This is a genomic window from Biostraticola tofi (genome assembly GCF_004343195.1).
Lineage (GTDB): Bacteria > Pseudomonadota > Gammaproteobacteria > Enterobacterales > Enterobacteriaceae > Biostraticola > Biostraticola tofi.
The window spans coordinates 42,025-62,578 of the sequence record NZ_SMCR01000002.1; the positions used below are offsets into that span (position 1 = coordinate 42,025).

A 20,554-nucleotide genomic window follows, 5' to 3' on the forward strand; every position below is an offset into this window, starting at 1 on the left:
GATCATTAACTCGTCCACTTGTTTGAGCTGACTATGTATAACCTCAAGACTACACAAAGACCATTACGCAAGACTCTGTTGGCATTGGCTATTGGTGCCATCGCGCATTCGGCGCATGCCGCTGGCGCTGAAACAAAAAATCCAGCTCAGGAAGAGACAATGGTGGTGCAGGCCACACCGGGCAGTGAATTCACTCCCGGCGGCGATGCGTTGGTTCCGGCCTATCTGGATGGTCAGATTGCGCATGGTGGGCGCTTGGGCATGCTGGGCGAGCAGAAAGCGATGGACGTTCCTTTTAACGTTATCGGCTATACCTCAAAAATGGTCCAGGATCAGCAGGCCAAGACCATTGCCGATATCGTAAGGAATGATGCCGGCGTTCAGGCGGTGCAGGGTTTTGGTAACTATGCCGAAACTTACCGTATCCGTGGCTTTAAGCTGGATGGGGATGACATGACCATCGGCGGACTGGCCGGCGTACTGCCGCGCCAGGTGGTGGATACCGCGATGATCGACCGCGTAGAAATCTTCAAAGGCGCTAACTCACTGGTTAACGGCGCAGCGACCTCCGGTGTCGGCGGCATGATAAACCTTGAGCCGAAACATGCCCAGGATGCACCCAACACCACGCTTGGGCTGGATTATACCTCTTCATCCCAGGTCGGCGTGACCCTGGATGCCGGCCGTCGGTTTGGTGATAACAACCAGTTCGGCGTACGTACCAACCTGGTGCACCGTGAAGGCGAAGCCGCCATAGATAACGATAAGCGCCGTACTACCCTTGCCTCTATCGGCCTGGATTACCGCGGCGATAAACTGCGTACTTCACTGGATGCCGGTTATCAAAAGAAAACTTTCCATGGCGGTGCCATGGGCGTCAATATCAGCGGGGTGGATTTTATTCCTGACGTGCCCCATAACACCGATAACTATGGCCAGAAGTGGGGCTACAGCGATATTGAAAACGAGTTCGGCCTGGCCCGCGCCGAGTATGATCTGACCGACAACTGGACCGGCTATGCGGGTATCGGCGCACAGCACTCCCACGAAACCGGCATTTACAGCTCACCCAAGCTGATTGACCGCAGCGGTGATGCCACCATCGGCCGACTGGATACCAACCGTATCAGTGACGCGTTCAGCGGCATGGCCGGCGTACGCGGACAATTCAATACCGGCTTTGTCTCTCACAAAGTCAACGTCGGATACTCAGCGCTGACCAAGCGTGAAGATACGGCGTGGCGTATGACCACCGCCAGTCCAACCACCAATATTTATGATAATCATGAGGTCGCTATCCCAGATGCTGATTATCCTGGTGGTAACTACCTGGATCCGCTGACCACCAGCCGTTCCCGTACCCAGGGCTGGTTATTGAGCGACACCCTGGGCGTGCTCGATGATCAGTTGCTGTTTACCGTGGCCGCCCGTCATCAGAAAGTGGTGGTGCGTAACTACAGTAATGCTACCGGCGCGGAAGATACCGAATCCCGTTATACCCAAAGCCGCTGGATGCCGACCTATGGCGTGGTGTACAAGCCCTGGACCGAAATCTCACTGTATGCCAACCACACTGAAGCCCTGCAGCCTGGCAGCGTAGCGCCCAAAAATTCCGCCAACTATGGCCAGACTACCGGTATCGCCCATTCCAAGCAGAATGAAGTGGGTGTAAAGGCTGACTTCGGCCGTATCGGCGGTACCCTGTCGCTGTTTGAAATCAAAAAGCCTTCTGCGGTGCAAAATACGGTTTCCGGCCGTTATGGACTGGATGGCGAGCAGCGTAACCGCGGCGTGGAACTGAATGTGTTTGGCGAGCCGGTGCTGGGCCTGCGTCTGAATGCCAGCACCACCTGGCTAGATCCTGAGCTGACCAAAACCAAGGATGGCGCCAATGACGGCAATGATGCTATCGGCGTGTCCAGCTTTTATGCGGTACTCGGTGCGGAATACGATATCAAGGCGGTGGAAGGGCTGACCGCCACGGCGAGACTGAACCACACCGGTTCACAATATGCCAATGCGGCCAATACTAAAAAGCTTGATAACTACACCACCCTGGATCTGGGCGCGCGATACCGCATGCGGGTCAATCAGGCCCAGAACGAGATGGTCTGGCGTGTGGGGGTTGATAACGTGACCAACGAGGAATACTGGTCCGGCGTCGAAGATAACGGCACCTATATTTTCCGCGGCGAACCACGCACCCTGAAAGTCTCGATGTCCTACGATTTCTAAGCGTGACCCGAAACTTGGCATGGCAGCGATAAGCGCGGTAATACCAGGTTGGATGACGGGAAAGGATGCCCGTCGGCCAGCATCATTAATCGTAAAAGGAACTTTAAAAAGGAACTCTAAAAGGAGTTTTAAAAAGGAACAGGAAAGCTTGATACGAATCCAATCTCTTAATTTGATACCTGCCACGCCACGCCACGCCACGCCACGCCACGCCACGCCACGCCACGCCACGCCACGCCACGCCACATTTTTACAATGGAATAATCGACTTGTCATTGTAGATTGTTACACACCACTATTTAGTTATTGTCATTCACGATAAAAAGCCTTTCCTATAAAATCCTTATTTATCAGTCAATAAATCAAAACTTATTTAGCGTCAGCCCTTCATCTCCACTTATTGTGTGTAAAATTACACATTGATCACATTTCACCTCTTTTGAACATGCTGTAATCATCACACTTCTTCACCAGGGATAAATACCATGAAACATATGATGATCTGCTGCGGTGCAGGTGTGGCGACCAGTACCGTAGCGCTGAAAAAAATCGAAGCCTTTCTGATAAGCGAAAATCTGCTGGACAAGGTTCGCATCTCCCAGGGCACGGTAGCGGAAGCCACCACCCGCAGCGACCTGGACTTTATTGTTTCAACGTCACCCGTCAAAGTGCCTTTTCCAGTGATTAACGCACTGCCGCTGCTGACGGGTATGGGCACAGACAAAGTGTTCAATAGCGTTAAAGAGCTGATTCTCGCTGAGGGCTGAGCCTATGTTCGTCATTGACTATATCGTCAGTACCGGCGCATCGGTGATGATGCCGCTGATATTCATCATTCTCGGTCTGGCCCTGCGCCTGTCCATTTCCAAGGCGATCAAAGCCGGCTTGATGGTTGGTATCGGCTTTATCGGCTTAAGCATCACGGTAAACCTGATGATCGATTCGCTGACGCCGGTCAGCCATGCGATCGTTGAGCGCTTCGGCCTGAACCTGACGGTGCTGGATGTGGGCTGGCCCGCCGCGGCGGCGGTAGCGATGGGTACCCGCGTTGGGGCGCTGGTCATCCCGGTCTGCGTCGCGATCAATGTGCTGATGCTGTACACCAAGACCACCCGCATATTGAATGTCGATATCTGGAACCTGTGGCATCATGCCTTTACCGGCTCGCTGGTGGCAATCCTGACCGACAACTTGTGGCTCGGGGTGTTTGCCGCCGGTCTGAACTGCGTCATTACCATGGTCATCGCCGATCGGACCAGTAAGGATGTGGAAAAATACCTCAGCCTGCCGGGTATCGCTGTTCCCCATGGTTTCTCGGTTTCCTTTGTACCGGCCGCCTGGCTGGTGAACGCCATTGTCGATCGCATTCCCTATGTGCGCGATATCAAGATCGATACTGAAGTTATTCAGCGCCACCTGTCGATCCTGGGCGACCCTGCTTCGCTGGGAGCCATTATCGGCGCCATCCTTGCCATTATCGCCGGCGTCGATGTGAAGACCATACTGCAGACCGCCATCACCATGGCCGCAGTGATGACCATTATCCCGCGCATGGCCAAAATGCTGATGGAAGGGGTATATCCTATCAGCGAACGGATACAGGAAATCGCCCAGTCCCGGGCCGGTTCTTTCGGCCAGATCTCAATCGGTCTGGACTCAGCGGTAAGCGTGGGTCACCCGGTGACGCTGTCGGTGTCTATGCTGATGATCCCGATTATGCTTATTCTGGCGGCCATCATTCCGGGTAACCAGTTCCTGCCTTTTGCATCGCTTACCGGCCTGCCGTTCGCTTTTGTGCTGGTCACGGCAGTCTGCCGGGGAGATATGTTCCGTACCTTGCTCACCGGCCTGCTGACATTGAGCCTGGCGCTGCTTATCGGTACCAGCCTGGCGCCAATCGTCACCAGTACAGCGGTCAGCACCGGCTTCTCTTTACCCAATGGAGCATCCAGTATCAGTAGCGTTGACTATGCCGGCGCTATGCTGCCGTGGGCGATTATCCAGGGCTTTGATTTGAAAGCGATCGGCATTGGGGTGGTAACGCTCGGCAGCTTGCTACTGGCCCTATGGAATCGCCGTAAAATCGTTCAGGAAAATCTGCAGCTGGTACAGGAAAGCCACATCGTCGTCGCCGAAACAGGGGAAAAATCATGATGTTCAGCGCGGATAGAGTGTTTATCGTCGAACATGCCGGCGAGCGCGATGAACTACTGGTGCTGCTGGCCAACAGTCTGCGCCAGGATGGACTGGTAAAGGACAGTTTCCTGGCAGGGGTATTGACGCGGGAAGCTGAATACCCCACCGGGATCGATATGGAAACCCACAGTATTGCCATTCCTCATACCGAGTATGAACACGTCAACCAGACCGGCTTTGCCATCGCCATCAATCGGGCTGGGGTGGAGTTTCATCGTACCGATGAACCTGATGCAAGGGTCAAGCCGGCGATTGTCGTATTGATGGCCATTGATCCCGGTTGCGAAAAAGTGGCCATCATCCAATCGCTGTTTGGTCTGCTGGGCAGTCTTGAGCAGGTTAACAAAATCAGCCAATATACCCCTGAACAGATAGCAAAAACGTTCACTGATTCTGTTTCCACCCGCTAGAATGGAAACAGAATAACCTCCAACGGTGGAGTGAAAGCGTTAGAGGAAGAGAATGTTACGCATAAGCCAGGTAATTGAAATTGCAATGGTCAGCCGGAAGACGGTGTATAACGCCATCAATAGCGGCCGTTTGAAATATCAACTGGTGACGCTTAATAATCGTCAGGTACGTATGTTCCATGAGGATGACGTGCTTGACGCCTTTCCCAAGGCCAATCGCACCACACTTGAAGTACAGGCGCTGCAGCAGGAAATCGCCTCCCTCAAATTTGCCTTGGCCGAATTGCAAAAAGCGGTGGAGGCGATGGATCCTCCGGCACCGGCGGAAATGACCCAGGCCCGATTCAAGAAAACCGACCACCAGCCCTGAATAACGTAAGCCGCCAGCGCTGATTGATGCAAACCGCCGATGGCATTTTGCTGGTAAGCCAATTTGTCCGCCAATTCTGAGTTAGCACCCACTGCCGCCAGTCCTGGTGCGGTATTGCCAGCGGTCGCTTCGATAAGGGTACCGCCTGGGGCCAATTGGCCCTGCCGTTCAGCGTGTTCATCATCGATAACGCCACCCGGTCCTTGATTGATCCGCCCGGGTTCTGGTTCTCAAGTTTAAGGAACAGGCGGCACGGACCGGTGTCCAGCCGGGTCAGTTCCGAAACCGGCGTATGGCCGATAAGATAGTCAGAGGCGGGCTGCCGATCATCGGGCAGGTGGCCAATATCAAATAATGCACGGCCATTAACTGTGTCGGCGACACGGTTTACCGGCTTTCATTTAATCTTTTGCCGATGTTCTTAAGTTGGCCGAAAAGAAAGCTAATGGGTGAATTAAGCATGGATATCCTTAACCGGCAGCTTCGGCCAGGCTTGCTAAGTCATGCCGTGCGCCGGGGCATCATCAAAAATGCTGTTTTAAAAAATTATTATCGATAAGTTATTGCAAACGCTGATAATTAAGAGAAATTATTTGTCAGACTAAAATAAATAAAATTTTTAAAGATTTCAACTTTATTAACCAAAAGGAAACGGATAAGTAAGTTTAAATTTATTCATAACCTTCTCATGCTAGGTTATTCTCACTGCAATTTCATGTGGTAGCCATCTGGTTAAATGAAACGTAGGAATGATTATGCCCAATATAAATTTAGTCTCGCTCCAACATACTCGGAGAAATCAAAACAACCCTCATGGTAAAGTTCTGAACAACTGTGGCGGATCAAGACCGCAGTTACTATTGAATAATAATGACTCCTACCGCAAATTTTCTTGTTACAGGACAGGTGTAAATCCGGGTCTGCCGATGACTCTATCGAGTGTTTCTTCCTCAGTACTCACCATAGACAGCGACCAGCCGGCATCTGTAGGCGAGAACGGGCAGGGTGGCAGGGGAAAATTACAGCTAAAGCCTTTGATGATAGCGCTGGTGGCAATCTCGTGTCTTCAATATCCTTCAGCCGAGGCCATGCCGTATAAGTCCAATGACATAAATACTTCTTTGATTCCACCGGATAATAACCAATTTAATCGTCCTCCTCGCGCGGCCAATTATGTATTTATTTCTAACAAAAGGCTCCCTGTTTATAATTTTGGGCTGGGTAAATAAAGTTACCCCCTCACGTTGATATTTCTGGCTAAAAATGACACTGCAGAGATTAATCTGCTGGTTTTTTCCCTGGTTATTTCAAATGCAGATCGTCAATTTTATAATATCACCGCACCCATAAAAGTGAAGTGCGGGGAAAATAGCTTTGTCCGGTTAGAATGCTTATTTCAAAGCCCGGCAGGCTTCGGCAATACGTTGGCAGGCGATATCCAACAGCTGATCGTCTATGGCGTAGGCAATACGCAGATAACCTGGCATGCCAAACGCCGAGCCGGGCAAGGTCGCCACCTGGCCCTGCTCAACCAGGTAATCAGCCAATGCCTGGTCACTGTCAATCAACTTCCCTCCAGCGGTCCTTTTGCCAATCAGGTCCTTACAGTTAACGAATATATAAAACGCAGCCGGTGGAGTGGCTGCGCTCAGTCCTGCTACCTGTTCAATCAAAGACATCACCCGCCGCCGTCGGTTGGTTAACTGCATTAACCAACCGGGCAGAAAGGGCGCGGGTTGCTTTAGGGCGGCAATGCCGGCCGCCTGGGAGATGGTGCTAGGGTTAGAGGTGCTTTGGGACTGCAATATCTCCATCGCGCCGATAAGCCAGGCTGGACCGCCGGCATAACCCAGCCGCCAGCCGGTCATCGAGAAACTCTTGGACAGACCGTTGACCGTCAGGGTGCGCTGCTTAAGCAACGGCTCTGCCTGGGCCAGAGTGGCGAATACCTCGCCGTCATAGCAAAGGGGTTCATAGATATCATCCGCCAGCACCAGCACCTGTGGCGCGTCAAGCAGCACCGCCGCCAGCGCCTCCAGCTCCTGACGGCTATAAAGGGCGCCGGTCGGATTGCTGGGCGAGTTAAGTATCAGCCAGCGGGTCTTGGGGGTGATAGCGGCCTTCAGCGCCGCGGGGGTCAGCTTCCAGCCGTCCTGCTCCAGGCAAGGCACGGTAATTGCCTTACCGTCGGCCAGAGCAACCATATCGGGATAAGATACCCAGTAGGGGGCCGGGATAATCACTTGCTGACCTTCGCTGAGCGTGGCCAGCAGGGCATTGAAAATCAACTGTTTGGCGCCGGTGCCGGCAATGATTTCTTCAGGTCGGTAGACCAGGTCATTATCACGGCTGAATTTGCCGATAATGGCCGATTTAAGCGCCGCGCTGCCGCCTACCGCCGTGTATTTGGTCTCGCCGTGCTGGATAGCCTCTATTCCGGCCTGCTTGATATAGTCAGGGGTATCGAAATCGAGCTCCCCCTGGCCCAGGCTGATGACGGCGATCCCCTGCAGCTGCAAAGCGCGGACCCGGTCGGCGACTGCCGCCGTAGGTGAAGGACGAACGCGCTTCAGGCGCGGGGCGATGAATTCTGCTGACATAGTGTTCTCTTATCGTGCTCAATGGATTGCCTGCTGCTGGTGCAGTTCTGCACCAGTGATGCGCAGATTTTGTGCTGACGGAGTGCGCCGAGCGCATGTCCCGCTAACCTCAGAAGCCGCTGAGCTGGCTGATCGGCTTTATGGTTACGCCCGCCGCTGTCAGGCGTTGGCGCAGTTTTTGGGCAATAGCGACGCCGACCGGATTGTCGCCATGGACGCAAAGCGTATGGATAGGCATCGGGATTTTTACACCGCCCTGGGTGCGAATGGCCTGCTCATCAATCATCTGCAGGGCGCGATGCGCCGCCCGTTCCGGGTCATGGATTACCGCGTCCGGCTGGTGGCGAGGCAGGGTGAGGCCGTTTTCCCCGTAGTTGCGATCGGCAAAGGCTTCGCAGGCTACCCTAAGCCCGGCCTGGCGAGCGGCACGCTCGGTCTCATTGTGAGGGGTGCAGACCAGTATCAGATTCCGGTCCACGGCGCGGATAGCGGCAACTATCGCCGCTGACATTGCGGCATCGGTAAAGGCCTGGGTGGCCATGGCGCCGTGCAGTTTCACATGGGTCATGGCATGGCCACAGGTTCGTGCGATGGCCTGCATGGCGCCCAGTTGGTAGACCACTATCCGCCCTAAATCGCCAGGGCTATCGCCGGTAATGGTGCGGCGACCAAAGCCCCATAAGTCCATAAATCCGGGATGGGCGCCGACATCCACCCCACGCGCTTTGGCGGCCATGACTGTCTGGTGCATCACCAGCGCATCGCCGCCGTGAAAGCCACAGGCTACGTTGGCCGATGACACCAGTTTCAGCATCGCCTGGTCATCGCCGACGGTAAAATGCCCAAAACTTTCACCCAGATCTGAATTCAGGTCTACTTCTTGCATGAAACCTCCATGACACACTTGGTATACCCAATGCATGCAATGCGAATGCCAAATGAGGTCTTTATCGCCAATGCCATCAAAAGTGAGAGCAGACCTAACGATTAACCTGGAGAGAGTGACCTGATGAAGCCATTAATCAAAGCAGGGTATCTGGCCTTTGGCCTGTTGAGTCTAAGCAGTGTTAACGCCGCTGCAGACGAGCTGTATTTCGCCAGCTGGGGCGGCGCCTACCAGGATGCCATTCGCCAAGCCTGGTTAACGCCTTTCAGTAAGGAAACCGGCGTCGAGGTAGTGGAGGATACCGATCCTCAGGTCAGCAAGCTCAAGGCGATGCAGGACACCAAAACGGTGGCGTGGGATGTGGTCACCGAAAACAGCGCTCGTCTGGCGAGGGGCATCAAGCTTGGCGTATTTGAAAAGATTACCCCGCAGATGGTTGATCAACAGCACATTATCCCGGCAGCCCGTAATGACTATGGCGTTCCTTCGGAAATATTTTCGACACTGATAGGCTTCTCGCTGACAAGCTATCCCGACGGTAAACCCCAGCCGAAGAATTTTGCCGATTTCTGGGATATTAAAAAATTCCCCGGCAAACGGACGCTGCAGGATGAGCCGGCGACTGTTATTGAAGCGGCGCTCATTGCCGACGGCGTCAAGCCGGAAGATGTCTATAAAACGTTGGATACCCCGGAAGGGGTGGATCGGGCGATGAACCAAATCAAAAAAATAAAACCCTATGTCGCCAAGTGGTGGAAAAACGGCGCTGAACCGGTCCAAGCCCTGGCGAGCGGTGAAGTGGTGATGGCGCTGGGATGGAATGGCCGCTTTCAGTCCGGAATCGATTCAGGGGTGAAAATCGCCATGTCCTGGGATAATTCCATCGCCCAGGTCGGCTATTTTGCGTTGGTTAAAGGGGCCAATAACCGTGAGGGTGCCCTGAAACTGCTTAACTATATCGCTTCCCCGGAGCATCAAGCCGAGTTCAGCAAATATATTGCCTACGGTCCGACCACCGAAGCGGCGATGCAGTATATCGATCCGGCCCGATTGGAACGGCTGCCTTCCACACCGCAGCGTCTGCAGAACACCCTGTTCATGAATGCGGACTGGTGGGACCGCAATGGCCAGGCCATTATCGAACGCTATAACCAGGTTCGCGCCCAATAACCGCTGAATTACCGCACCTGTGCCGGCAGGTTCCGGCATTGGCCGCGGCATGGTTAAACACCGCTCGATAACAGTCGAGCGGGCAGTATGCATCGCGGCCGATGACCGCTGCGATGCCAACGCAGTAAGGGGGAAAGGTAGCGATAAGCCCCCGGTGATAACGGAGTGTGTTATGGCGGTATCTGCATTGACTGATAACCCGGCCCAGCAGGGGCGTTGGCGAAAACCCGGGCCGGCAATGGTGGCGACGCTGCCGCTACTGCTGTTTTTGCTGCTGTTTTTTGTCTGGCCGCTGATTGGGCTGTTAAAACAGGGGTTTTATGTTCAGGGCCAGTTCAGCCTGGATAATTTCCTGCACTTGTGGGATACGCCGATTTATCGCATCGTGCTGCAAAATACCTTTGTCATCGCGCTGTCGGTCACGGTGGGCTGCATCGTCATGAGTTATCCGCTGGCCTGGCTGATGGCATCGGTGCGGCCCGGGACGGCTAAATTGCTGTTCTTCGCGGTGCTACTGCCTTTTTGGTCCAGCGCACTGGTGCGCACCACCGCCTGGATAGCCCTGCTGCAGCAAAATGGCGTGGTCAATTCCCTGCTGATGAGCAGCCACATTACCGAACAACCGATCGCCTTCCTGTATAACTTCACCGGTGTATTGATCGGCATGATCCATGTGCTGATGCCTTTTGTGGTGCTGCCGCTGTATTCCTCATTTCGTTCGATGGACAGCACGCTTTTACAGGCTGCTCAGAGCCTGGGTGCAGATTCACTCAGTATTTTCACCCGGATCATTTTGCCGCTGACCCGGCCCGGCGCGGTGGCCGGCGCGATCATTGTCTTTATGAACGCCGTCGGTTACTACATCACACCTTCACTGATGGGCGGTCCGGGCCAGCGGATGATCGCCGAACTGATTTCCCACAATATTACCGATGAACTGAACTGGAGCATCGCCGCCGCACTCGGCCTGGTGCTGCTGCTGACCACCCTGCTGTCGCTGTGGCTGTTTAACCGCCTGTTCGGGCTGGATAAGCTGATGGCCGGTTCATCAGGCAAAGGCAGTCAATCGGTGGTGGTCACCCAGCGCAGCAGCGGCGGGCGCATTACGGTGGCGGCGGGTATTCTGGTGGCGCTGTTTCTGATCCTGCCGATCCTTATCGTCATTCCGATGAGTTTCGGCACCGCCAATTTCCCGACCTTTCCGCCGGCCGAGTATGGCGTGCGCTGGTATGCCAACTTCTTCAGCGATCGTAAATGGACAGCGGCACTGGGTGAAAGCGTACGCATCGGACTTATGGTTACCCTGCTGTCGATGGTGCTGGGCGCCACCGCCGCCATGGGTATCCATAAGCTGCGTTCGCCGCGCAAAAGCTGGCTGGAAACGCTGTTTATCATTCCGATGTCGGTGCCGGCGATCATTACCGCCGTTTCGCTTTATTACCTGTGCGGCCCGCTGGGTCTTATTAATAACTCGGTGGCGCTGATCCTCGGCCACACGGTGCTGGCAACGCCTTATACCTACATTACCTTGCGCGCCGCGCTGAAAGGCTTCGACCCCAGCCTGGAGCTGGCGGCATACAGCCTGGGCGCCAGCGGCTGGCAAATGTTCCGGCGGGTGATGCTGCCAGCGCTGGTGCCCGGCATGGTGGGTGGGGCGGTGTTTGCCTTCGTCACCTCCTTTGACGATGTCGTGATGTCCCTGTTCCTGACCACGATCCGCAACCGGACGCTACCCAAACTGATGTATGAAGGACTGGCGTTCGATTTTGACCCAACGGTGATTTCCGCTTCCTGTGTGCTTATCGCCGCCACGGCGGGCATTCTGCTAGCCCAGGGCCTGATTAAACGTAACGGAGGCAAATATGCAGCAACTGCAAGGTAAAGACGTCACCCTGACCGCTATTCGCAAGACTTACGGGCCTACCGTCGCGCTGCCGCAGATTGATCTGGCGGTGAGGCGCGGCGAGTTCTGCACCCTGCTCGGCGCATCGGGTTCCGGTAAAACCACCATTTTGAAGATCATCGCCGGTTTTGAAATGCCGGACAGCGGCAGCGTCCAGATTGCCGGTCGCAACGTGACCCGCCAGCCTATCGCCGATCGTAATATCGGCATGGTGTTCCAGAACTACGCCCTGTTTCCCCATATGTCGGTATTTGAGAACGTGGCCTTTCCGTTAAGGATGCGTAAGCTTGCCAAAGAAGACATTGACCGACGGGTAGGCGATGCACTGGCGCTGGTGAGCCTGGGCGACTATCGCCGCCGGCTGCCGGGCGAGCTTTCCGGCGGTCAGCAGCAGCGCGCTGCCCTGGCGCGGTCGCTGGTGTTTAATCCTGATATTCTGCTGATGGATGAACCGCTGGGTGCGCTGGATAAAAACCTGCGTCAGACGATCCAGATCCAGATCAAACAGTTGCACCAGGAGCTGGGCCTGACCGTGGTTTTCGTCACCCATGATCAGGAGGAGGCCATGAACCTATCGGATCGTATCATCATCATGGACCAGGGCCAGATTGTTGGGGAAGGCGCGCCGCAAAACCTGTATCGCCAGCCGGACAGCCGTTTTGTCGCCGGATTCCTGGGCGAATGCAATTTTGTCGCCGGTAACGGCAGCGCCACGGTTGGCGTGCGACCGGAGCACCTGCTGGTCGGTGCCGCCAGCCAGCAGGCTGAGCGTCGCTATCAGGGCGAATTGCGGATGGCCACCTTCTGCGGCCTGCACTGGAAACTGCTGATTGATCATCAGGGACAGCAGCTGGTGGCCTATGCACCGGTGGATTTACCGCCAGCATTGCGCCAGCCGGGCAGCAGAATTGACTTCGGATACCAGGACGCTGATGCCATGACCTTTTCGGATACGACGTGAACAGCTATCCCCGCTTCGTGCCGGTAGGCGACCAGGCGCTATTGATTGAATTCGGCGCGGTGATTGATGACCGGCTGAATGCCAGGGTTCAGGCGCTGGCGGCGGCGGTTGCCGATATTGATGGTGTGCAGGACATTATCCCGACCTATCGTTCATTGACGCTGCAGTTTGATCCGCTGTTGATTGAACTGACCGACCTTTGCCGAGCCTGCGGCGATCGCCTGCATCATCTGGCGCTGTCATCGGCGCCATCGCGCTGCTGGCGAGTGCCGGTATGCTACGGCGGCAGCTGCGGCGAAGATCTGTCTTCGCTGGCAGCGGAGCATCAACTGTCTGCTGAACAAGCCATCGCCCTGCACTGTGGCGCAGTTTATCGGGTGTTTATGGTGGGTTTCATGCCGGGCTTTGCCTATCTGGGGGGGCTGCCGGCGGCGCTGCATACGCCGCGGCGCAGTTCTCCGCGCGCCATGACGCCGGCCAGCAGCATTAATATCGGTGGTCAGCAGACGGCGATAAGTTCCGTGGCGGGCCCCAGCGGCTGGCATCTGATTGGCCGTACTCCCTGGCGTTCGTTCAGTCCTGCGCGGCAGCCGGCTTTTCTGTTCCAGGCCGGAGATGCCATCATTTTTGAACCGATAAGCCTGGAGGCGTTCCGGCGTCTGGAGCCGATCTGCGCCAATCCCCGCTGGCTTCCCGAGGCGGAGAAGGCGTCATGACTCAATTGCAGGTGCTGTCGCCAGGTTTTTTTACTACCGTTCAGGATATCGGCCGACCTGGCTATGGCCATGCCGGCGTGCCGGCGTCCGGGCCGATGGATGCCATCGCGTTCAGGCTGGCAAACCAGGTAGTGGGTAATGGACCGACGGCGGCAGCGCTGGAACTGACCGCCCTGGGGGGACGTTTCCGAGTGACTGGCGGCGATTGCCTGTTGTGCCTGGGCGGGGCGATGGAGGCGAAGGTTGATGGCCGGCCGTTGCCCGCCTGGACCGGCCATCGTCTAAAAGCCGGCAGCGAATTGACCCTGGGGCCCGTCAGAACGGGCCTGCGCGCCTATCTGGCATTTGCCGGCGGCATTGATGTTCCGCTGGTGCTGGGCAGTCGGGCGACCTTTACCCGGGCCGGGCTGGGTGGCTTTCAGGGTCGGGCTCTGGCCAAAAACGACCTGCTAATACTTGGCGAGGACAACGGCTGCGGACAGCGGCACTGTCCGCACCGACTGCTCGACCGGCTCTACCCGACCGGTCCGCTGGCGGTGGTGCCCGGTCCGCAGCAGGAAGCTTTTACCCCGACCGCCCTGGCGACCTTTTATCATAGCCGGTATCGCATCAGCGCCATGGCCGACCGCATGGGCTACCGCCTCGCCGGTGCGGCGCTGGGCCATCTTAACGGCGCCGATATGGTATCCGATGCGGTGGTACCCGGCAGTATCCAGGTTCCCGGCAATGGGCAACCGATCATTGCATTGCACGATCGGCAGACCACCGGCGGCTATCCCAAAATCGCGACCCTTATCGGCGCCGATCTTCCCCGTCTGGGTCAGATGCGTCCCGGACAGGGACTGACGTTTCGCGCGGTAACGCCAGAGCAGGGCGCGGCGCGCTGGCGTCAACTCCAGGCAGGCATGGCCGCCTGCCTCGACCGTATCCAATCAACTCAAGTGAACTGGCTATGACTGATAAATTACCCGGCTCTGACAGTATTTTTCTTGATACCCCGGTGCCTGATCTGACCGAGGAAACCTATCGCCGCTTGCTGGAAATGATCCAACTGGGCCGCATTCCCACCAATGTGCCGCTGCAGGAGAGAACGCTGGCATCAGCGATGGGCGTGTCCCGCACACCACTGCGCGAAGCGTTCAGCCGGCTGGTGGGCGGCGGTTTCGCCTGCCGGGTGGGGCGCGGGCAACTGATGATTAAAGAGCCGACTCTGCGGGAATATCTGGAGATCCTGCAGTTACGTATTCTGCTAGAGGGCGAAGCGGCCTATGTCGCCGCCGGCCGGATGCCGCCGGAGCAAGCCGATGCGGTGATCGCAGCGCTGCAGGCACACCGCCTGGCCCAGGATTTTTCTGCTGTGGAAAACCATCGTATCGATAATCTGGTGCACCTGACCATTGCCGCCCATTGCGGCAATGCCATGTTGGAAAGCATGATTTTCGATCTGCGGATCAAAGCGCGCAGTTTTGACCAGAACGGCACTGTGGCGCGTTTCGAGCCCGGCTGCCAGGAGCATATCGCCTTGATGGAGCGAATCAGGGTCGGCGACGCCAGCGGCGCCCGCCAGTCCATGGAACACCATATTACCCAGGCCCGCGCCAGCATCGTGGCGCGGTTTACCGCAATCTGAGGGAATGCAGTGAATGAACAAGCTTAATGAGAAGGCCAGCGGCGTTTACATCATCTCGGCAACGCCATTTACCGACAATGGCGAACTGGATCTGGCGAGCGCTGACAGCCTGACCGACTTCTATCTGGAGAAAGGCGTCAGCGGCATCACCATCCTCGGCATGATGGGCGAAGCGCCCAAGCTGACCGATGAAGAGTCGCTGCAATTTATGCAGCGGGTGCTCGCCAGAGTCAACGGCCGGGTGCCGGTGGTGGTCGGGGTCAGTCATGCCTCCCATCGCCATGTGGAGCGGCTCGGCAAAACGGCGATGGAACTGGGCGCCGCCGGCGTAATGCTGGCACCGGGCGCCAACCTGAAAACCGACCCTCAGGTAGAACAGTATTTTCTCAATGTCGCCGGTCTGCTGGGCAAGGATGTGCCTATCTGCCTGCAGGATTTTCCCCAGGCTACCGGCGTCTATACCTCGGTGCCGGTGATCCTCCGCCTTATCGAGGCGCTGCCTCAGGTAGTGATGCTAAAGCATGAAGATCTGCCGGGCATGCGCAAACTCAGCCAGGTACGCAGCCAGAGTCTGGAACAGGGACTGCGGCGCATCAGCATCCTGGTCGGCAATGGCGGTTTATTTCTGCCGCAGGAGCTGGCTCGCGGGGCCGACGGCGCAATGACCGGCTTTGCCTGGCCGGAGATGCTGGTGCAGGTCTGCCAGGCTTACGCGCAAGGCGACCCTGAACGTGGCGAAGATATTTTTGATTGCTATCTGCCGCTGCTGCGCCATGAATTCCAGTACGGCATTGGCCTGGGACTGCGAAAGGAAGCGCTGCGTCGCCGAGGGGTAATTAGCAGCGCGGCGGTGCGTCAGCCCGGTCCGGTATTGGACAGCATCGATTTGGCAGAGCTGACCGGGCTGATGAGCCGGCTTGAACAACGATTAACCGACAGAGGAGTGAACTGATGGATCTGCAGATAGCCGGTAAAGTGGCGCTGGTGTGCGGCGCAGGCAGCGGTCTGGGGCGCGCTATGGCGCTGGCGCTGGCCGCCGAAGGCGTGACGGTGGCGGTAACCGGGCGCAGCCGGGAAAAGCTGGACCAGACCGTGCAGCTGATTGAACGCCAAAGGGGAAAAGCCCAGGCCTGGACGCTCGATCTGGCCCGGCCGGACGAGTTTGATAGCGTATTGCATGATATTCGCCGCCATGCCGGCCCGATAGGCATTCTGGTCAATAATTCCGGCGGACCGCCGCCGTCAACCGCTGCCGGAGTGGCTCCCGCTGTGTGGCAACAGCAGTTCAATACCATGGTCAGTTCGCTTATCCAGTTGACCGACCAGGTACTGCCCGATATGCGGGCTGCCGGCTGGGGGCGCATCATCACCAGTACCTCCTCTGGCGTCGAAGCACCGATTGCTAATCTGGGCATCTCCAATACTTTGCGCCTGGCGCTGCTGGGCTGGTCTAAAACGCTCGCCGGCGAAGTGGCTTCCCAGGGGATTACCGCCAATATCCTGGTGCCGGGCCGCATCGCGACCGATCGCGTCGGACAACTGGATGCCGCACGGGCAGGCCGCGAAGGCAGTAGCCAAGAACAGGTAAAAGCCAACAGCATCGCCTCAATTCCCGTTGGTCGCTATGGTGATCCCCAGGAGTATGGTGCGGCAGCGGCCTTTCTCGCCAGCCAGCAGGCTGCTTATATTACCGGCGCCGTGCTGCGCATTGACGGCGGGTTGATCCCCGCTCTCTGATGCCGGGAGGCCAGATGATAGACACTATTATTCGCCAGGCCGAGGTTTTTGACGGCGGCGGACAACCGCCGTTCATTGCCGATGTGGCCCTGGCCGGCGACCGTATCGTCCAGGTGGGCGAGGTGGCGCCGCAGCCGGATGCCGTGGAGATAGACGCCAGAGGATTAAGTCTGGCACCGGGATTTATCGACGTCCATACCCATGACGACCGGGCATTGCTGATGCCTGGTCTGATGACCGCCAAGCTTTCCCAGGGGGTGACCACCGTCATTACCGGCAACTGCGGACTCAGCCTGGCGCCGGCACGCCTGACCGATATTCCGGCACCGCTGGATTTGATTGCCGCCCCGGGCTGGCTGCGTTTTCCCGCGTTTGCGGATTATCTGGCCGAGCTGGAGCAGCAGGGTATTGCGGTTAACGCTGCCTGTATGGTGGGCCATACTACCCTTCGTGCAAGCGTAATGGGCAAGGATCTGGCCCGCAGCGCCAGCCAGGGGGAGCGTGACGAAATGCGCGCCATGCTTGAGGACTCGCTGGCCGCCGGGGCATTCGGTTTTTCTACCGGCACCTTCTATCCACCGGCCAGCGCCGCGGATATCGACGAGATCGTGTCGGTAGCCCAACCGCTGGCGCGCTATGGGGCGATTTACGTTACCCATATGCGTAATGAAGCCGAGGCGGTAATCGATTCGCTGGAAGAAACCTTTGCCATCGGGCGGCGCTTAGGGGTGAGAGTGGTGATTTCCCATCACAAGCTGGCCGGGGTCAATAACCACGGCCGCTCAGTGCAGACACTGGCGGCGATAAGCCAGGCGATGGCCCGGCAGCCGGTATCGCTGGACTGTTACCCGTACAATGCTTCTTCCACCACGCTGAACCCGGCCTTTATCGCTCGAGCGGCCAAAGTGCTGGTCAGCTGGTCCACGCCGCATCCGGAGCAGGCCGGCCGGACGCTGGCCGAGATCGCCGTTGACTGGCATATCAGTGATGAGCAGGCGGCAGAAAAGCTGATGCCGGCCGGGGCCATTTATTTCATGATGGATGAACAGGACGTGCAGCGCATTCTGGCATTTCCACCGACGATGATTGGTTCCGACGGCATGCCGCACGACGAGCATCCCCACCCTCGTCAGTGGGGCACTTTCCCGCGCGTACTCGGACATTATGGTCGTGAGTTGGGGCTGTTCCCCCTACACATTGCGGTAAGGAAGATGAGCGGGCTGCCGGCAGCCGAACTGGGTATCCAGGATCGGGGAAGAATTGCGCCCGGTTGCTATGCTGATATGGTGCTGTTCAATCCTGCGTCCATTCTGGACAGCGCCAGCTTCGCCGAACCACGCACTCGGGCAGCGGGTATTGAGAAGGTCTGGGTGAATGGCCGGCTGGCCTATGCTGATGGCGATATCAGACAGGCCGCCGCCGGCAAGGTGATTCGACGCAGTCGGCAATAAATTCACGCCGATAGCTGAAGGCTATGAGCTGCTTATCCTCTACCGGGCCGTTCCAGGCGGCCCGGTTTTCAACGCTTCGCGGGAAATGTCTTTTTCCTGCCAATTGAGGCAGAACCGATTCCGTCGCCTTGTTTTTAATAAAGCTTATCGTTATTCTTTCCATCAATATAAACCTTTAAGGGATGAAGATTCGTTATTGAAATAATCAATTATGAATATTAATCTAGGGTTGGAATTATAGAATAACAGTGCATTTATTAAATTAAATTATTTTAATGATAAAGTGAATTAAATAACTTATCTAAGATATTTAAATTGATAAATAAAAAATTATTTTTCATATCTACTGGAAATAAATTGTATCCAATTCAACGCTAATTTATATCGAATGATCATAGCGGAGAATGCCTGCGTCCTGAAGTCCGGCGGACATAATGATAAATAATCAACTGTTGTGGTTCACTTTTACGTCCTGTCAAGCGAGATATTAATATGCGCCTGAGTGTTGTAGGAATCACCAGAATATCTCTCGTTTGTCTCTTGCTGGAGATGAATCATGGTCTAAAGACGCATGCCGCAGCCAGCAAGTTTCCTCTGCAAGCTGATTTTTGGACCAACATGAATCAAGGCAGTGTTATCAACCCCCATCGGCAGCAACAGCAGGCGCTTGAAAAAATACTCTTGTCACCAGACCGTGGGAGTGGGCTGTTAGTGCCGGCGTCCGGTTGGCATCAGCTGCATTCTCCCTTGGAAAGCCCCTGTGTCGATATTGATCAGGTGGTGCTTGATGGCAGCGAAAAGCTGCCCCGCTGGCTGTCATTAAAACGTTACGCTTCCCAGGCAGCGGGTCACTGTCTCGGCAGTCGAGGTATCAGCATGCTGATGAATGACCTGCAAAACAAGCTGATAGCGCATGGCTTCATCACCACCCGCGTGGTGGTGGCACCCCAGGATCTGACCACCGGTCGACTGACGTTAACGATCATACCTGGCACCTTAAGGCATATCCACTTTACGCCTGATAGCGATCGCACTATCAGGCTAAGCAACACGTTATGCCTGAATGAAGGGCAGCTGCTTAGCCTAAGGGACATTGAGCAAGGTCTGGAGAACCTTCAGCGTTTGCCGGGCATGGCTGCCAGTATGGAATTGGCGCCGGGTGATAGGCTCGGAGAAAGCGATATTTACCTACGCTGGAAACAATCGCGCGGCTGGCGAGTGGGCGCGATGCTTAATGATGCCGGATCTCAGTCCACCGGACGCTACCAGGGAGCCCTGCTGTTCTCTGTGAATAACCCTCTAAGGGTGGCTGATTCCGCTTATATGTCAGCCAGCTCAGGGCTGGATGCGCGCAGTGGTAAAGCCAATAGCGGCGTTACGGCTCATTATTCAGCACCTTTTGGCTACTGGGCTTTGGCGATCACCGCCAGCCAAGTCCGTTATCGTCACCGGCTTAGCGCCGCAAATCAACTTATTCATTACCGCGGCAAGATGAGCAATCTGGCGTTCCAGGTAAGCCGGGTTCTAGACCGCAACCGCGACCAGAAAACAACGTTGAGCTATGCTGTGCTTGCGGGACAGTCTGATTTCTTTGCCAATGATCAACGGATCGACGTGCAGCGCAGGCGCGTCGCAGGTTGGCGCCTGACGCTGACTCGCCGCCATTATTTTCCCCGTGCCATGATTGACTCAGGTATCAGCTATCACCAAGGCACCCGATGGTTCGGCGCTCTACCGGCAGCAGAGGAAGCATTCGGCCAAGGGACAGCGAAAAGCCGGTATTTTGACCTTTCCCTACAGCTGGACATTCCTTTCCATCTACTCCGCCAGGGCTGGCACTACGGCTTCAACTATCGGCAACAGTTCAGTGCTGCCCCACTGACGCCACCTGAAAAGTTTTCGATCGGCAATCGCTGGACCGTCCGCGGCTTTGACGGAGAACACAGCTTGATGGCCGATAGCGGCTGGTATATACGCAACAGTCTAACCTGGCGTACCCCTTTCAGTGATCAGGCACTCTATGTGGGCATTGATTACGGTGAAGTCAGGGGAAATAACGTTGGGATTTCGCCTACTCAGGCGCTGGCTGGGGGCGTTGTCGGCTTAAAAGGACGATGGCTCAACACAGGCTATGATCTTTTTGCCGGGGTTCCTTATGTTAAGCCTGACGGTTTTAAGACAGACGATTTCACAAGCGGCTTTAGCCTCAACTGGCAATATTAACTCAATGATTACCGTAAACCTGCAATGTCAGGCATGCCATTTCATGCTCAATTAGCACCATTAATA

The 20,554-nt window shown here is 56.0% G+C and carries 18 protein-coding genes and 1 pseudogene; 16 read left to right on the forward strand and 3 right to left on the reverse strand.

What is annotated here, in order from left to right:
• The first annotated feature begins 33 nt into the window (after positions 1 to 33).
• From EDC52_RS04370 to EDC52_RS04390, 5 genes are all read left to right on the forward strand, one after another.
• On the forward strand, positions 34 to 2,235 hold the full coding sequence (locus EDC52_RS04370; RefSeq protein WP_131864133.1) for a TonB-dependent receptor: 2,202 nt from the start codon (positions 34 to 36) through the stop codon (positions 2,233 to 2,235).
• Positions 2,236 to 2,720: 485 nt separating this feature from the next.
• A complete protein-coding gene (locus EDC52_RS04375; RefSeq protein ID WP_131864134.1) occupies positions 2,721 to 3,002 on the forward strand; it encodes a PTS sugar transporter subunit IIB in 282 nt (93 codons plus the stop codon).
• Positions 3,003 to 3,006: 4 nt separating this feature from the next.
• Complete coding sequence (locus tag EDC52_RS04380) at positions 3,007 to 4,389, forward strand: PTS galactitol transporter subunit IIC (RefSeq protein ID WP_131864135.1); 1,383 nt, start codon at positions 3,007 to 3,009, stop codon at positions 4,387 to 4,389.
• On the forward strand, positions 4,386 to 4,841 hold the full coding sequence (locus EDC52_RS04385) for a PTS sugar transporter subunit IIA (RefSeq protein ID WP_131864136.1): 456 nt from the start codon (positions 4,386 to 4,388) through the stop codon (positions 4,839 to 4,841). The genes EDC52_RS04380 and EDC52_RS04385 overlap by 4 nt, the downstream gene beginning before the upstream one ends.
• Before the next feature lie 52 nt (positions 4,842 to 4,893).
• The gene (locus EDC52_RS04390) at positions 4,894 to 5,211 is read left to right on the forward strand and encodes a helix-turn-helix domain-containing protein (protein ID WP_131864137.1); all 318 of its coding nucleotides are present in this window, start codon (positions 4,894 to 4,896) and stop codon (positions 5,209 to 5,211) included.
• A gap of 88 nt (positions 5,212 to 5,299) precedes the next feature.
• Here EDC52_RS04390 and EDC52_RS04395 read toward each other — a convergent pair.
• A pseudogene (locus tag EDC52_RS04395) lies at positions 5,300 to 5,548 on the reverse strand (pyridoxal-phosphate dependent enzyme); the annotation flags it as partial.
• 418 nt (positions 5,549 to 5,966) lie between these two features.
• Between EDC52_RS04395 and EDC52_RS04400 the strand changes: the two are divergent.
• Positions 5,967 to 6,440 carry a hypothetical protein gene (locus EDC52_RS04400; RefSeq protein WP_131864138.1) on the forward strand — a complete coding sequence of 158 codons (474 nt, stop codon included), beginning with the start codon at positions 5,967 to 5,969 and terminating at the stop codon, positions 6,438 to 6,440.
• Between the two features lie 162 nt (positions 6,441 to 6,602).
• Here the strand turns inward: EDC52_RS04400 and EDC52_RS04405 are convergent, their stop codons facing one another.
• Together EDC52_RS04405 and EDC52_RS04410 are read right to left on the reverse strand one after the other, a co-directional pair.
• The gene (locus EDC52_RS04405; protein ID WP_131864139.1) at positions 6,603 to 7,811 is read right to left on the reverse strand and encodes a pyridoxal phosphate-dependent aminotransferase; all 1,209 of its coding nucleotides are present in this window, start codon (positions 7,809 to 7,811) and stop codon (positions 6,603 to 6,605) included.
• A 109-nt stretch (positions 7,812 to 7,920) separates the two neighbouring features.
• Positions 7,921 to 8,697: a LamB/YcsF family protein gene (locus tag EDC52_RS04410; protein ID WP_131864140.1), complete on the reverse strand. Its 777-nt coding sequence runs from the start codon at positions 8,695 to 8,697 to the stop codon at positions 7,921 to 7,923.
• 123 nt (positions 8,698 to 8,820) lie between these two features.
• Between EDC52_RS04410 and EDC52_RS04415 the strand changes: the two genes are divergently transcribed.
• The 10 genes from EDC52_RS04415 to EDC52_RS04460 all read left to right on the forward strand — a co-directional run bounded on the left by EDC52_RS04415 (position 8,821) and on the right by EDC52_RS04460 (position 20,488).
• Complete coding sequence (locus EDC52_RS04415; RefSeq protein ID WP_131864141.1) at positions 8,821 to 9,867, forward strand: ABC transporter substrate-binding protein; 1,047 nt, start codon at positions 8,821 to 8,823, stop codon at positions 9,865 to 9,867.
• A 172-nt stretch (positions 9,868 to 10,039) separates the two neighbouring features.
• On the forward strand, positions 10,040 to 11,749 hold the full coding sequence (locus EDC52_RS04420; protein WP_230467956.1) for an ABC transporter permease subunit: 1,710 nt from the start codon (positions 10,040 to 10,042) through the stop codon (positions 11,747 to 11,749).
• Complete coding sequence (locus EDC52_RS04425; protein ID WP_131864142.1) at positions 11,730 to 12,731, forward strand: ABC transporter ATP-binding protein; 1,002 nt, start codon at positions 11,730 to 11,732, stop codon at positions 12,729 to 12,731. The genes EDC52_RS04420 and EDC52_RS04425 overlap by 20 nt, the downstream gene beginning before the upstream one ends.
• The gene (gene pxpB, locus EDC52_RS04430; RefSeq protein WP_131864143.1) at positions 12,728 to 13,447 is read left to right on the forward strand and encodes a 5-oxoprolinase subunit PxpB; all 720 of its coding nucleotides are present in this window, start codon (positions 12,728 to 12,730) and stop codon (positions 13,445 to 13,447) included. The genes EDC52_RS04425 and pxpB overlap by 4 nt, the downstream gene beginning before the upstream one ends.
• Positions 13,444 to 14,403 carry a 5-oxoprolinase subunit C family protein gene (locus EDC52_RS04435; protein ID WP_131864144.1) on the forward strand — a complete coding sequence of 320 codons (960 nt, stop codon included), beginning with the start codon at positions 13,444 to 13,446 and terminating at the stop codon, positions 14,401 to 14,403. The genes pxpB and EDC52_RS04435 overlap by 4 nt, the downstream gene beginning before the upstream one ends.
• Positions 14,400 to 15,077, forward strand: coding sequence for a GntR family transcriptional regulator (locus EDC52_RS04440; protein WP_131864145.1), 678 nt, complete (start codon positions 14,400 to 14,402; stop codon positions 15,075 to 15,077). Before EDC52_RS04435 ends, EDC52_RS04440 begins: the two co-directional genes overlap by 4 nt.
• A 13-nt stretch (positions 15,078 to 15,090) precedes the next feature.
• Positions 15,091 to 16,029 (forward strand): dihydrodipicolinate synthase family protein, encoded by a 939-nt coding sequence (locus EDC52_RS04445; RefSeq protein WP_131864146.1) that lies wholly within the window; start codon positions 15,091 to 15,093, stop codon positions 16,027 to 16,029.
• The gene (locus EDC52_RS04450) at positions 16,029 to 16,814 is read left to right on the forward strand and encodes an SDR family oxidoreductase (RefSeq protein ID WP_131864147.1); all 786 of its coding nucleotides are present in this window, start codon (positions 16,029 to 16,031) and stop codon (positions 16,812 to 16,814) included. The genes EDC52_RS04445 and EDC52_RS04450 overlap by 1 nt, the downstream gene beginning before the upstream one ends.
• Before the next feature lie 14 nt (positions 16,815 to 16,828).
• The gene (locus tag EDC52_RS04455) at positions 16,829 to 18,265 is read left to right on the forward strand and encodes an N-acyl-D-amino-acid deacylase family protein (protein ID WP_131864148.1); all 1,437 of its coding nucleotides are present in this window, start codon (positions 16,829 to 16,831) and stop codon (positions 18,263 to 18,265) included.
• Positions 18,266 to 18,883: 618 nt separating this feature from the next.
• Positions 18,884 to 20,488: a ShlB/FhaC/HecB family hemolysin secretion/activation protein gene (locus EDC52_RS04460; RefSeq protein WP_165911657.1), complete on the forward strand. Its 1,605-nt coding sequence runs from the start codon at positions 18,884 to 18,886 to the stop codon at positions 20,486 to 20,488.
• Positions 20,489 to 20,554: the final 66 nt, after the last annotated feature.